This is a genomic window from Advenella faeciporci, from assembly GCF_014652395.1.
Classification (GTDB): Bacteria; Pseudomonadota; Gammaproteobacteria; order Burkholderiales; family Burkholderiaceae_B; genus Advenella; species Advenella faeciporci.
On record NZ_BMYS01000016.1, the window covers coordinates 1 to 13176 of the forward strand.

The following is a 13176-nucleotide window of genomic DNA, read 5'->3' on the forward strand; positions in this document are numbered from 1 at the left end:
TGATCCTATAACTCTGCAGGTTATACAGACTGCTGACAATAGCGTTTCAAGTGTCGTTCAAAAATCAAATCGTGTCCCATGACAACATCATGGCCACGTCAATCCCAACACCACAAACTCATCGCAATTACCCCACACAATTACCCACACTGTGCTTCTTCCAAATTGCTAACTGCATGCACAGCAGTAAGCCATACCAGCTTACGCTTGACGACCATAGCAAGGTGGACCCACTCCTTCCCTTCCCGAACAGGACAGTGAAACGCCTTCGCGCCGATGATAGTGGATGGACATCCGTGAAAGTAGGTCATCGTCAGGCTCTTTATTACAAAAAACCCCTTCAGAATTCCTGAAGGGGTTTTTTATTGCCCAATCAATGCGTGGATGACTTTGCGGCGCCAGACCAGGCGTCCCCACGCAGGTGCATGGGAACAAGACAATGGCCGCATAAGCGGCCATACTAAACATGGGTTTGTTTCAGGTATTATGGTTGCTTATTAATAGTGGCAGTAAGACGTTGCAGACTATCTTCGGCATGCTTTCGTAGTAACTCACTGGCACCATTTTCATCGCCAGTGCTTATGGCGTTAAAGATTGCAATATGTTCCTGTAAGGAAAGCTTGATGGTTTCCGGGCTATGCCGGAAAGTATGGCTTCTGAATAACCTGAGTTGAACAACCAATTTGCGGTATGTGTCATACAAGGGCAAGTTATTGGTATATTTGGCCAACAAGTCATGAAATTGCTGATTCAGTGTAGCGTAGGTACCAATATCTTTTTCATCAACAGCAATATGCATCATTTCTATTAACCGCTCAATCTGAATACGTCCTTCAGGTTTTAAATTCAGTGTTACCAATTGACCAATCAATCCTTCCAAAGGAATACGTACCTGGTAAATTTGTGCGGCTTGTTCGCTGTCCAGCTTGCGGACAGATACCCCGCAGTTTTTCTCAAAAAGCACTAAACCCCGTTCTTCCAGGGTCCTGAATGCTTCGCGCACAGGTCCGCGGGAAATGCCCATGTTAGTCGCGATGCTTGCTTCGCGCAAGGCATCTCCTGGCTGTATTTGACCTTGTAAAATTTGACGTTCCAGTTCTTCATGAACCAGAGTTGTCAAGGAGCGGGTACGGAGTAGTGTAATTGCGTCTGGTGAGCTCATAAATTATTGTTGCGTAGAATTATCGACTTGATTGAATAAGCTGAATTCTAGCACTATCTTCAACTTATTGCATATTGTCAACAATATGCAATATACAAAATATAGAATATATGCTTCTTCAACTAATCATAAAGGTAATGAACGATGTTCAGTAAATTTCTTAAAAACGGTCTGCTTGCTTTTTCTGCAATGGGCGCTTCTTTCTCTGTACAGGCAGAGTCAATTAAATTGGCAATCACTGATCTGGTCGGACTTGAAGAACTGCAGCGTGAATTTGGACCTTTTAAAAATGAATTGGAAAAGGTAACAGGCATGAGCATAGAATTCTTGCCGGTCACCAACCGTACGGCAGGACTTGAGGCCCTTCGATTTAAAAAGGTGGATTTTGTCCTGGCAGGGCCAGCGGAATATGTGGTAATGGAAAAACGGGCCAAAGCTTCAGTGGTAACCGGTTTATACCGTCCCAATTATTATTCACAAATAGTTGTAAAAGCCGACAGCCCGTACTTTACCTTGAATGATCTAAAAGGTAAGCAGGTTGGCATGGGTTCTGTGGGTTCAACTTCTCGTCACCTGGGGCCTGTCCAGTTGTTTGCGAATGCTGCTATTGATCCATTAAAAGATTTTAAAGTAACCCATACCAATTTGCGTTTGGCATGGGAAGGCCTGAAAAAAGGCGATCTGGATGCGATAGGAATGGGCCGTTCCGACCTGGAAAGTTTTTTGGAAAAAGAGCCTGACAATCAGAAAAATGCCTATCGTGTCCTGGCGCGCGGAGGGGATTTACCCAATGATTTATTGATGGCCGGTGAGCATGTACCTGCTGAAGTCGTTGAAAAGATGCGTACAGCCATTGGTGAGAATTCAGATGCATTAATTGCCAGTATCGCACAAGGGGCAGATCACGTAAAACGCTATAACGGCATGCGATTTTTGACCCAGATTACTGACAAGGATTATGATCCGGTTCGTGCCATGTATCGTACCGCCGGGTATCCCGAATATTCTGACTTTATTGGTGAGTAATGATGTCAGCGCAATTGAGCGATCCTTCTGCCAGTATGGCAGTACGGGTAAAGGGACTGTCCAAACGCTTTCAGGGTGGTGAAATTCCCGTATGGTCTGATGTTTCTTTTGATATTCCTTACGGTCAGCGCGTTGCCATTATCGGTGCTAACGGTGCGGGTAAAAGTACCTTGTTAAGAAGCTGTGTCCGGCTGGTTGAACCTGATTCGGGCGAGATTTTCCTGGACAATAAAAAAGTGACAGGGCTTCGACGTGCCGAATTGTCAAAAATCAGGGCAAGGGTGGGCTTTGTTTTCCAGAAGCATAACCTCGTCAATCGGCTTTCTGTCCTTACCAATGTATTGCATGGTGGTATGGCTCGCCTGTCTACGCCACGAATGTGGTTCCACGCGATTGCGGCAAAAGAAGAGCGTGATTACGCCATGTATTGCCTGGAACGGGTCAACCTGGGACACTTATGCAATCGTCGGGTTGATGAGTTGTCTGGCGGACAGTCACAGCGGGTTGCCATTGCGCGGGCACTCATGCAAAAGCCTGGCATGATTTTTGCCGATGAACCGGTTGCCAGCCTGGATCCCCAGGCCGGTGAAGAGGTTATGCAGGTTTTTTCCGATTTGTCTCAACATGAAAAACTGACATTGGTATTTGTGACGCATCACCTGGATCATGCGCTTAAATATTCCGATCGCGTCCTGGGTTTGCAAAACCTGCGTCTGACACTTGACGCCAGCAGCAAGAGTCAAAGTCTTGAACAGCTCAGAGGCATGTATGAATAATACCAGCAAGCATTTACTGCCGGCCCGCTTTGCGCCACCCGGTATTGGTTCGATCCTGTTGTTCATGCTGTTCATCGTGTTTTTTGCCTGGTCTGTCGCCGCTTCGGGTATTTCTGTCCCGGAGCTGGTAACGGGACTGCCAAATATGTTGCAAATCACCTCTGAAATGATTCCACCCTCTACGGACAGGGTGGAACCCATGATGAAATCGGTGCTGGTGACATTTCAAATGGCGCTGGTAGGAACCGTGATTGGTATTTTGATTAGTTTGCCACTGGCCGTGCTGGCTTCAAAAAATCATACGCCTCATCCGTTGGTACGTTCTGCTGTCCGCAGCATGGTCAGTTTTATCCGGACAGTTCCTGATTTGGCCTGGGCCTTGTTCTTTGTGGCCTCGGTTGGTTTGGGGCCTTTTGCCGGTACGCTGACGTTGATTATGGATACGATTGGTTTTTGTGCCCGTTTCTTTGCTGAAACCATCGAAGAGGTTGATGAAGGTTCACCCGAGGCATTGTCGGCTTTAGGGGCTTCGAATACTTCGGTCATTGTGTGTGCTGTCCTGCCAATGGCGATGCCAAGCTTAATCAATACCAGTTTATTTGCCTTGGAAAAGGCGGTTCGCTCGTCCGTGGTATTGGGTTTGGTGGGCGCAGGTGGGATTGGGGCGGAACTGGCGACTTCAATGGAAATGTTCCGGTATGACCAGGCAGCCACTATTGTTTTAATGATATTCGCGCTTGTGGTGGTAGTGGAAATGCTGTCGTCACGGGCCCGTATGTCTTTAATGCAAAAAAGAAAATAATCTTAACTTTGAATGTAAAACTAAAATGGAAAATGTAAAAAACAAAATGGTTAACGTCAATGGAATTGACTATCGCTGGCCTGAAAAACCGGTAGTGGTTGTGTGTATTGATGGGGGTGATCCTGAATATCTGCAGCAGTTTGTTGCTGAAAACGAACTTCCCAATATCCAGCGTTTCATCCAGGATGGCTTTGCAATGGTGGCAGATGGATCCATGCCTTCGTTTACCTGCCCGAACAATATGTCAATAATTACCGGTACGCCGACTTCAAAACACGGCATTTCCGGTAATTATTACCTGGACACCAAGACATGGGAGCCGGTTGTCATGACGGGGCCTGAACTGCTGCGCGGTGAGACGATTTTGGCACGCTTTGCAGATGCTGGCGCTAAAGTGGTTTCTATTACCGCCAAGGATAAATTGCGGCGTCAATTAGGAAAGGGGCTTGACGTCAGCCAGGGGCATGTGTCGTTTTCCACCGAGTTTGTTGATCGTTGCACGATTGAGGAAAATGGTATTGAAAACGTGCTTGATTACGTTGGCATGCCCAAGCCTGATATGTATTCGATGGAATTGTCTCTCTTCGTGCTGGAGGCGGGCATTAAACTGCTGAAAGAACGCCGCCCGAATTTAATGTATTTATCCTTGACTGATTTTGTTCAGCATAAATGGGCGCCAGATGAAGCCGAGGCTTTGCAGTTTTACCGTCAATTGGACAATGCCTTTGGACGCTTGGCCGAGCAGGATATTGTGCTGGCACTTACCGCAGATCATGGCATGAGTGACAAAAGCAATGATCTGGGAGAGCCTAATGTCATCTGGTTGCAGGATATTCTGGATGCCAAATTTGGAACAGGCGAGGTAACGGTCGTATGCCCAATTACCGATGCTTTTGTGGCCCACCATGGTGCTTTGGGTGGTTTTGTACGTGTCTGGAGTAAAGGCAATGTAAGTGCCCAGGATATTATCAGCCATATTAGTGTGATTGACGGGGTTGATTTGGCCTTGGACAAGAAAACGGCGTGCCGTATGTTTGATTTGCCTGAAGACCGTGAAGCAGATGTGGTGGTCGTGTCCAGAAAAGATGTATGTATAGGCAGTTCGTCCAGTCTGCATGATTTGACAGGTTTGCAGGGACATCGCTTGCGTACCCATGGTGGCCTTACCGAGGCAAGGGTGCCGATGATTTTGAACCGGCCCTTGAATGCTGCCTACAAGGCTCGTGTTGCAGGGGAAGATCTTAAAAGTTATCAGGTTTTTGACTTTGCCATTAATGGCACGCAATAAGTCATTAGCGATAAACCCGATATATTCTGGCGATTGATATCATCTTGTGTCGGCCTGCTTTACTTTAGCGTAAAGCAGGCCGGTATTTATTTGTCTTGCTGTTTCTTGCAGATTCTGGTGATGAACAATAAGAAAAAAGCGGTTTTACGAAAAATATGTTAATTTTCATTTATTTTTAATTAAATTATATAAAAACCCCCTAAATACCAGCTATCTTACATTTTTTTCAATAATAAGAATTATTTATGAAAATATGGGCTATAGTGACCGATGTGTCTATTGAATTGCAGGGGGCTATGCTTACATCCATACCATATAAAACCAAATTACGTACTATTCATATTCCAGGGCAAGAACCCTTGGAAATCTTTACTTTATTGGACAAACAGCAATATTATGATCCCAGCGGTGCTGCGCAACGTTTGGGAATTTGCTCAGCCGCCTGGCCCTTGTTTGGCATGTTGTGGCCTTCTGGGTTGCAGCTGGCCATTAAAGTGACTAAGGAACCCATTAATCCTGAGCAGCGTATTTTGGAAATAGGTTGCGGTTTGGGTTTGGCAAGTATGACAGCGCATCGTTTGGGTGGAAATGTGACCGCAAGTGACCGTCACCCACTGGCAAAGCATTTCTTATACAAAAATCTTAAAAACAATGATTTGCCGCCAATAAACTACCGTTATGGCCAGTGGGGTACTAATAGGGCAGTTTCTTTGGCAGACACCGGCGCACCCGTATTATCCGGTCGTTATGATCTGATCATGGGCAGTGACTTGCTTTATGAGCCTAGCAGTCCGGGGCAGGTGGCACAGTATATTCATGAACATGCGCAAGCCTGCTCGGAAGTTTGGGTAATGGACCCAAACCGGGGTTACAGAAACCGCTTTACAAAAGAAATGTCAGTATATGGCTTTGAGCTGGCGGAAGATAAAAAAATCCATCGGCCCTACGCCTTTGACATTAATGAAGCGCCTGAATCCTACTCTGGAAGATTTCTGCGCTATCAGCGGGATATTAGCCCTTCGTTACTGTAAATTGTTTTGCCAGGCTTTGCCTGGCAGGGATTGGATTTAAAGCACCCTCTGAATACGGTTATTCGTTACGGTTCTCGTCGCTGTCTTCATCTATCTTGATGTTGCCAATTTCCTCCCACAGCATGCCCATGTCTGAAAAATGATGTTCAACATCAAATATTTCCAGATTGGCGCTGTGGTATTCACCGCCCAGTACCGGTGGGGTTTTGAGGCCGTAAACGGTGTTCGGTGGCAATTGATGATGCAGTAATGGCGCAATCAGTTCGCAGGAAAAATAATCAATCACGAATGCTTCATCCTCAAGTAACTGCTGGAACGATTCAAGGGAGTCGGCCAGTACTTCAAGTTCGCCATCCAGGGTATCCAGGAAAAGGATGGAGCCGTTATCTTTTTCCATCAGGAATGCGTCACCGGTTTGGGTAATCATGATAATTTCCGTTTCAAAAGGAATGAGCCATTCCCAGGCTTTTAGCAGTTTTTTGCTGTCAATGGCGGAAGTGTCAATAACCAGGTCTTTGATATTTAATTGCATGGCATGAAAAACCGGGCTTGTGCCCGGCTGTAAATGGGTGATGAAGGATAGATAAGATTATGCCTTAATATTGGCCTTGAATTCTTCATCATTCATGAAAATATACCTGACCGCATCAATGAGGCCCAGAAACACGGATAGTGGCAACCAAATAAAGCTAAGAAGCAGATATAACAAACCCATACCTATATGACCTGCGTAGAAACGGTGTGCACCCAACCAGCCAAGGAAAATAGCCAGAAAAATGCCTATTTTGCGTGAATTGGCCTGGTTGTTCATTTCTTCACCTTTGTTTTTGTAAATCCAGATGCAAACAATGGCAGTAATGACAATGGCAACCACAATTTTCACTGGATGCCTTGAAACATAAAGCGATATTGTCCAGTAAAGATCCTGGAAATTATAAATAACGATGCCGGTAATTTGGCTTAACCATTGCGCCAGGGCAGTAAACACGCCTTCCCCAAAGGTCAGGCCAATTAGCACGATGATAAATACAATCACCGGTAGCAAAAGTTTTTGCAGCATTAATATTTTCTCCGTATGGGGTCGGGCGCAAAAGAGCTTGACCTTACCATAGTGTGAGGGTTGATAATAAATCAGTTAATATGGATTATCCTTTATTTTTGTGATTATCATGGCAAATTCAAAGTCCTTAGATGTTTCTCTTCATTACGAATTCGCGGTTCATGGCATGACTTGCGCCTCTTGCGTAAGGCGTGTTGAAAGATCTATTGCCAAAATCGAGGGTGTTGAGAAGGTTAACGTTAACCTGGCCTCAGAAACCGCACACGTTGAATTAAGCAATCGTGCCGTGAAAGCCGAACAGATTATTGCCGCTATTGGCAAGGCAGGTTACGAAGCAGCGCTTATTGAACGGGCAGACAAGCAGACCCAGGAACAAATAGAACATCGTAACCGTGAAATCGCAGACTTGAAACGGGATTTGATGATTGCTGCCATTTTTACGATTCCAGTCTTTATTCTGGAAATGGGCGGGCATCTTATTCCCGGTTTTCATCACTGGTTGCATGCATTCTTGCCCATTCAAACCAGCTGGATCATTCAATGGATCCTGACCACGATTGTGCTGGCCTTCCCGGGCAGACGTTTTTTTACGCTTGGGGTAAAAAGCTTCATGCAAAAATCTCCGGACATGAATGCCCTGGTGGCTATTGGTGCAGGCAGTGCTTACGTTTACTCGGCGATTGTAACGGCAATGCCCGCGCTTATCCCTGAAAACTCCCGTTTTGTGTACTTTGAGGCGGCTGCGGTGGTAAGCACACTGATATTGCTGGGACGTTACCTGGAAGCCCGTAGCAAGGGACAAACCGGACAGGCGATTGCCCGTCTGATTGGGCTGCAGGCCAAAACAGCGCACCTGATGGAAAACGGTCAGGTGCGCGATATTCCGCTGGATGAATTGAAAGTGAACGATACGGTACTGGTCAGACCGGGTGAAACTGTTCCGGCCGATGGGGTCGTGATTAGCGGCCAGGCGCATATTAATGAATCCATGATGACCGGCGAGCCTTTGCCGGTTAGCAAGACAACGGGCGATAAAGTGGTGGGCAGTACGGTCAGCACCAATGGCAGCCTGACGGTCAAGGTCGAGCAGGTGGGTGAGAATACCGTCTTGGCCAATATCATAAAAATGGTGCAGCAGGCCCAGGCCGACAAATTGCCGATTCAAAATATTCTGGATGTGGTGACCAGCCGCTTTGTGCCGGCGGTGCTGGTCGTTGCCGTGTTAACGTTTATGGCCTGGATGGTTTGGGGCCCCGAACCCTTGTTGCCGCATGCCTTAACCGCTACGGTTGCCGTATTGATTATAGCTTGCCCATGCGCCATGGGTCTGGCCGTGCCGGTTTCGATTATGGTGGCAACGGGCAGGGCTGCGCAGCTGAATATCCTGTTTCGCAGGGCCAGTGCCTTGCAGATATTAAAAGATACCAAAGTGGTGGTTTTTGATAAAACCGGCACGTTAACCCATGGTCGTCCTGAACTGACCGATTTACATGTGGCGGATGGCTTTGAGCAGTCGTCACTGCTGGCCAGTGTGGCAGCCATTGAACAGCGTTCAGAGCATCCCATTGCTTTGGCGATTGTTAAGGCAGCACAAGAACAGGGCCTTGGCTTGCCACAGGTGGACGATTTTCACAATATTATGGGGGCTGGTATTCAAGCCAGCATAGGTAATGACCGCTATCTGATTGGCTCGGAAAAATTCTTGCTCAGTCAGGGCGCGGATATAAGTGCTTTGACTCAAAAAGGTCTGGAGTTTGCCCATGCAGGCAAGACCCCCATCTATGTGGCGGTCAATTCCCGTCCCGCCGGCCTTTTTGTGATTGCAGATACCGTTAAGGAAGATGCGGAAAGCGCGATAGCGCAATTGCATGGGATGAATATTAAAACCGTAATGCTAACAGGTGATAATGAGCAGACAGCACAAGCCATTGCAAGTCAATTGAAGATTGACAAGGTGTATGCCCAGGCATTGCCTGATGACAAGGTGAAATATGTGAATCAGATCAGGCAGGAAATGGGTACATTGGTTTTTGTTGGCGATGGCATTAATGATGCGCCGGCTCTGGCCAATGCCGACGTGGGTGTGGCTATTGGCACGGGTACTGACATTGCCATTGAATCGGCCGATGTGGTGCTGATGGGTAAAAAAATCCAGAATGTGGCGCATGCCGTTTCCTTGTCCAAGGCGACGTTCAGGAATATTTACCAGAATTTGTTCTGGGCATTTGCCTATAATGTGGCGCTCATTCCCATTGCCGTAGGTGTGCTGTATCCGGCCTATGGTTTGGGGCTGTCGCCCGTTTTTGCCGCAGCCGCCATGGCTTTGTCCAGTGTATTTGTCGTGACCAATGCGTTAAGATTACGCCGGTTTTCAGTGAAATAACCATGCAGGAAAACTTCCATGAATATTGGTGAAGCAGCAAAACAAACAGGCATATCGGCAAAAATGATTCGTTATTACGAAGACATTGGTTTGATTCATCCGGTTCATCGCAGTGATTCGGGCTATCGGCAATACGCTGAAAAAGATTTGCATGCCTTGCATTTTATTCGCCGTTCACGGGATCTGGGGTTTTCTGTGCCACAAATCCAGGAGTTGCTGGCCTTGTGGAATGACAAGGGGCGTGCCAGTGCCGATGTTAAGCAAATAACCCAACAGCATATAGAAGCGCTGCAGAACAAGATCCAGCAGTTGCAGGCCATGGTGGATACCTTGCAACACCTGAACCGGCATTGCTCGGGTGACCAGCGTCCCGATTGTCCGATATTGGAAGACCTTGGCCAGACTACGCATTGTTCAGGTTGAACATCTCCCCTGGTATAGAGGGGTTTTTTCCGTTGATTTTGTCTGCCAGCAATTTGCCCGAGCCGGTGGCCAGGGTAAAACCCAGTGCGCCCTGGCCTATATTCAGCCACAGGTTTTTATATTGGGTACCGTCAATAATGGGCTTGCCCTTTGGCGTGGCCGGACGCAGTCCGGCCCATTGTTCTGCCTGGGCGTAATTGCCGGCCTCAGGAAAAACAGCTTTGGCTTCCTTGATAAGTGTTTTAATACGACTGGGGTCAATGCTTTTATTCATGCCTACCAGGTCGGCCATGCCGGCAATACGCAGGCGTTTGCCAATACGGGCATAAACCACTTTACGTTCAAAATCGGTAATGCTGATATGGGGGGCCTGGCTATCGTTCTGGATGGGCAGGGTAAGGCTGTATCCTTTAAGCGGGCGTACAGGCACATTAATTTGAAGGGGTTTGAGCAAGGCTGTGCTTTCGCAGCCTAAAGCCACCACGATATGATCGGCCGAAAGCGTTTCCCGGTTTTTCAGCATGACACTGACTCGTGATAACCCATTATTTTGTAAAAGTCCAACTTCCTGCTCGAAAAGAAATTCAACGCCCCGGTTTAATAAAACCGTTTTCAGGTTTTGGCAAAATTTAAAGCAATCGGCGGCTTCTTCACTGGGGGTATAAATACCACCAGTGATCTGGTTTTTCAGGGGGGCAAGCGAAGGTTCTTTGGCGATGCATTCATCGGTATCCAGGGCAAATTGCTCGCAGCCAAGCTGGCGCTGGAAATCAAGCAGCTGGACAGCGCTGTTGAAGGATTCCGTACTGCGATGCAGCACCATTTTGCCGGATGCCTGAAAATCAATGTCCAGTTTTTCAGTGTCCATCAAGGTGTGCAAGAGATCACGGCTAAGAAAGGAAAGTTGCAGTAGCTCACGGGTGGTTTTGTCGCTTTGAACAGCATTGCAGGCTTTCATGAAGCGCAGGTTCCAGCAGATATCGGCCGGGTCCAGGCTGGGCCGGAAACGCAAGGGAGAATCGGAGTCAAGCAGCCATCCGGGGACTTTTCCAATGACCCCCGGGCCTGCCAGCGGGGCAACATAGCTGTAAGAAAGCTGTGCCCCATTGGCATAGCTGGTTTCAAGGCCCACATCTGGATTTTTATCTAGAATACTTACTTTATGGCCTTGTTCAGTAAGGTAGTATGCTGTTGTCAGACCGATTACACCTGCACCTAAAATAAGTATTTCCATGGTTATTCCTGTGTGTGAAACGATTAATCCGAACCAAGCCAGGCCAGTTCTTCATCGGTAAAACCCGCCTGTTTTCTGGCCTTTATGTTAAGGGGCCCTTTGGGTTTAGCCACACGGTAAGTGTGTACCATGTTGGCATACGTGGCAATGGGGTCTTTACCGGTTTGCTGACATAAGTATAAATACCATTTGTTGCCCAATTCTACATGCCCCACTTCATCGTGCAAAATGATTTCCAGGATTTTGACACCTTCATGGTCATTGACACTGGCCAGCTTGTTTTGTATGACCGGAGAAACATCGAGGCCACGCGCTTCCAGGGTTCTGGGAACCAGTGCAAGCCGGGCCAGCAGATCGTTAGCGGTTTTTTCGCATATTTCCCATAAGCCGTTATGGGCCGTGAAACTACCGTATTCATAACCCAAATTGCGTAAATGCTCACGAACCAGCGAGAAATGATAGGCCTCTTCCTTGGCAACGCGAAGCCAGTCACGGTAAAATTCTTCAGGCAAGTGGGCAAAACGCCAGATAATATCCAGGGCAAGGTTAATGGCATTGAATTCTATGTGGGCAATAGAATGAATAAGTGCCGCTTTTCCCGCCTCACTATTGACCGAGCGGTAGGTGACTTTCTGTGGGGGTACCAGTTCCGGGCGCAAGGGTCGGCCCGGAATTGTCTGGCTGGACGGGCTTATTTCCTGTGTGTGGATGGGGGCGTCGAAAGCAATTTGCCGGACAGCGGCAATTTTTTCATCGGGATCCGAAACGATAAGTGCCTTAAAGGCACTTTCACGAAGGGAAAGGGGGATGGACATAAAAGCAATGATTCTTTGAAATAGTTGGTATTGACCCTATTTTAGCCAAATAAGGCTGATGATATAGTGAATGGTTTTAGTGTTGTGGATTATTCTCATGAGTCATGTTCCCCATATTGTATTTCTGGATCGAGCCACCATTCCGGCCTTCATTCAGTTAAAACCCTTTACCTTTGAGTGCACGGTTGATATGCATGACAATACACCGCCAAATCTGGTGGCCGAGCGTATTGAAAATGCTGACATTGTGATCACCAACAAAGTCCGGATTGACAATGACAGCCTGTCTCGTGCGTCGTTGCTGAAATTAGTTGCGATCTCTGCAACCGGCACAAATGTGGTTGATGTCAAAGCCTGTGAAATCAGGGGTTGTGTGGTCAGCAATATTCGAAATTATGCGGTCAATAGCGTGCCGGAACATGCATTGGCCCTTATTTTTGCCTTGCGCAGAAGCCTCATTCCCTACCATGCCTCTGTCAAGGCAGGGCGTTGGCAGCAAAGCGGTCAGTTTTGTTATTTTGATTATCCTATCAAGGACTTGGCCAATAGTACCCTGGGTATTTTTGGTTCGGGTGCGTTGGGTTCATCACTGGCCAACCTGGCCAGGGGCTTGGGCATGAAAACCGTTTTTGCTTCACGAAAAGGACAGGCGCCACGTGATGGAAACTATCGTCCCTTTGATGAAGTAGTTGAAACTTCAGATATTCTGAGCCTGCATCTGCCACTGACGCCAGAAACCCGGAATATGATTTCAGATCCTGAGTTCGACAGAATGAAACCATCTGCCTTGCTGATTAATACCGCACGAGGCGGGCTGGTTGATGAGGAAGCACTGGTGCGGGCCATTAAGGGCAAAAAGATTGGTGGTGCGGCATTTGATGTGGTTACCACTGAACCCATGCCCGATTCACATCCGTTTATGGCATTGATGGATTATCCCAATTTTATTTTGACACCACATGTGGCATGGGCCAGTGAGGAGGCCATCCAGACATTGGCTGACCAGTTGATTAATAACATTAATGCCTTTGTACGTGGGGAAATCCGCAATCAGGTGTTCTCGTAATCATTGAGCCTGAGACGATGGATAGGTGTTTGTCCTTCTTGTGTCAAGAATTGTAAACCTCTATGCTGGTTTTGCTTCCTTTGAAGTAAAAAAAACAGTATCTCAGAGGC

Annotated in this window: 13 protein-coding genes and 1 rRNA gene; 9 read left to right on the forward strand and 5 right to left on the reverse strand. The window is 47.2% G+C overall.

What is annotated here, in order from left to right; genetic code table 11:
• Window positions 1–206 precede the first annotated feature (206 nt).
• Window positions 207–319, forward strand: a 5S ribosomal RNA gene (rrf, locus tag IE074_RS10750).
• Window positions 320–484: 165 nt separating this feature from the next.
• On the opposite strand, the gene IE074_RS10755 is transcribed toward rrf, so the two are convergent.
• Window positions 485–1162 (reverse strand): FCD domain-containing protein, encoded by a 678-nt coding sequence (locus IE074_RS10755; RefSeq protein WP_189385468.1) that lies wholly within the window; start codon window positions 1160–1162, stop codon window positions 485–487.
• A gap of 144 nt (window positions 1163–1306) precedes the next feature.
• Between IE074_RS10755 and IE074_RS10760 the strand changes: the two genes are divergently transcribed.
• The 5 genes from IE074_RS10760 (at window position 1307) to IE074_RS10780 (ending at window position 6085) form a co-directional block, all read left to right on the forward strand.
• A complete protein-coding gene (locus IE074_RS10760; protein ID WP_189385469.1) occupies window positions 1307–2188 on the forward strand; it encodes a phosphate/phosphite/phosphonate ABC transporter substrate-binding protein in 882 nt (293 codons plus the stop codon).
• 2 nt (window positions 2189–2190) lie between these two features.
• Window positions 2191–2964, forward strand: a complete 774-nt coding sequence (locus IE074_RS10765) for a phosphonate ABC transporter ATP-binding protein (protein WP_189385470.1) — start codon at window positions 2191–2193, stop codon at window positions 2962–2964.
• Complete coding sequence (phnE, locus tag IE074_RS10770) at window positions 2957–3766, forward strand: phosphonate ABC transporter, permease protein PhnE (RefSeq protein ID WP_189385471.1); 810 nt, start codon at window positions 2957–2959, stop codon at window positions 3764–3766. Before IE074_RS10765 ends, phnE begins: the two co-directional genes overlap by 8 nt.
• A 25-nt stretch (window positions 3767–3791) precedes the next feature.
• Complete coding sequence (phnA, locus tag IE074_RS10775) at window positions 3792–5054, forward strand: phosphonoacetate hydrolase (protein ID WP_189385472.1); 1263 nt, start codon at window positions 3792–3794, stop codon at window positions 5052–5054.
• Between the two features lie 245 nt (window positions 5055–5299).
• Entirely contained in the window at window positions 5300–6085 is a 786-nt protein-coding gene (locus IE074_RS10780) for a class I SAM-dependent methyltransferase (RefSeq protein WP_229793995.1), read from the forward strand.
• 58 nt (window positions 6086–6143) lie between these two features.
• Here IE074_RS10780 and IE074_RS10785 read toward each other — a convergent pair whose 3' ends face one another.
• A complete protein-coding gene (locus IE074_RS10785) occupies window positions 6144–6617 on the reverse strand; it encodes a T6SS immunity protein Tdi1 domain-containing protein (RefSeq protein WP_189385473.1) in 474 nt (157 codons plus the stop codon).
• 57 nt (window positions 6618–6674) lie between these two features.
• Window positions 6675–7145 (reverse strand): TM2 domain-containing protein, encoded by a 471-nt coding sequence (locus IE074_RS10790; RefSeq protein WP_189385474.1) that lies wholly within the window; start codon window positions 7143–7145, stop codon window positions 6675–6677.
• Between the two features lie 109 nt (window positions 7146–7254).
• On the opposite strand from IE074_RS10790, the gene IE074_RS10795 reads away from it, so the two are divergent.
• Together IE074_RS10795 and cueR are read left to right on the forward strand one after the other, a co-directional pair.
• Entirely contained in the window at window positions 7255–9528 is a 2274-nt protein-coding gene (locus IE074_RS10795; protein ID WP_189385475.1) for a heavy metal translocating P-type ATPase, read from the forward strand.
• Window positions 9529–9546: 18 nt separating this feature from the next.
• A complete protein-coding gene (cueR, locus tag IE074_RS10800) occupies window positions 9547–9951 on the forward strand; it encodes a Cu(I)-responsive transcriptional regulator (protein ID WP_189385476.1) in 405 nt (134 codons plus the stop codon).
• Here the strand turns inward: cueR and IE074_RS10805 are convergent.
• A complete protein-coding gene (locus IE074_RS10805) occupies window positions 9932–11185 on the reverse strand; it encodes a D-amino acid dehydrogenase (RefSeq protein WP_189385477.1) in 1254 nt (417 codons plus the stop codon). The genes cueR and IE074_RS10805 overlap by 20 nt on opposite strands.
• 23 nt (window positions 11186–11208) lie before the next feature.
• Window positions 11209–12000, reverse strand: a complete 792-nt coding sequence (locus IE074_RS10810) for a ferritin-like domain-containing protein (RefSeq protein ID WP_189385478.1) — start codon at window positions 11998–12000, stop codon at window positions 11209–11211.
• Window positions 12001–12097: 97 nt separating this feature from the next.
• On the opposite strand from IE074_RS10810, the gene IE074_RS10815 reads away from it, so the two are divergent.
• Window positions 12098–13066 (forward strand): D-2-hydroxyacid dehydrogenase, encoded by a 969-nt coding sequence (locus IE074_RS10815; RefSeq protein WP_189385479.1) that lies wholly within the window; start codon window positions 12098–12100, stop codon window positions 13064–13066.
• Window positions 13067–13176 lie beyond the last annotated feature (110 nt).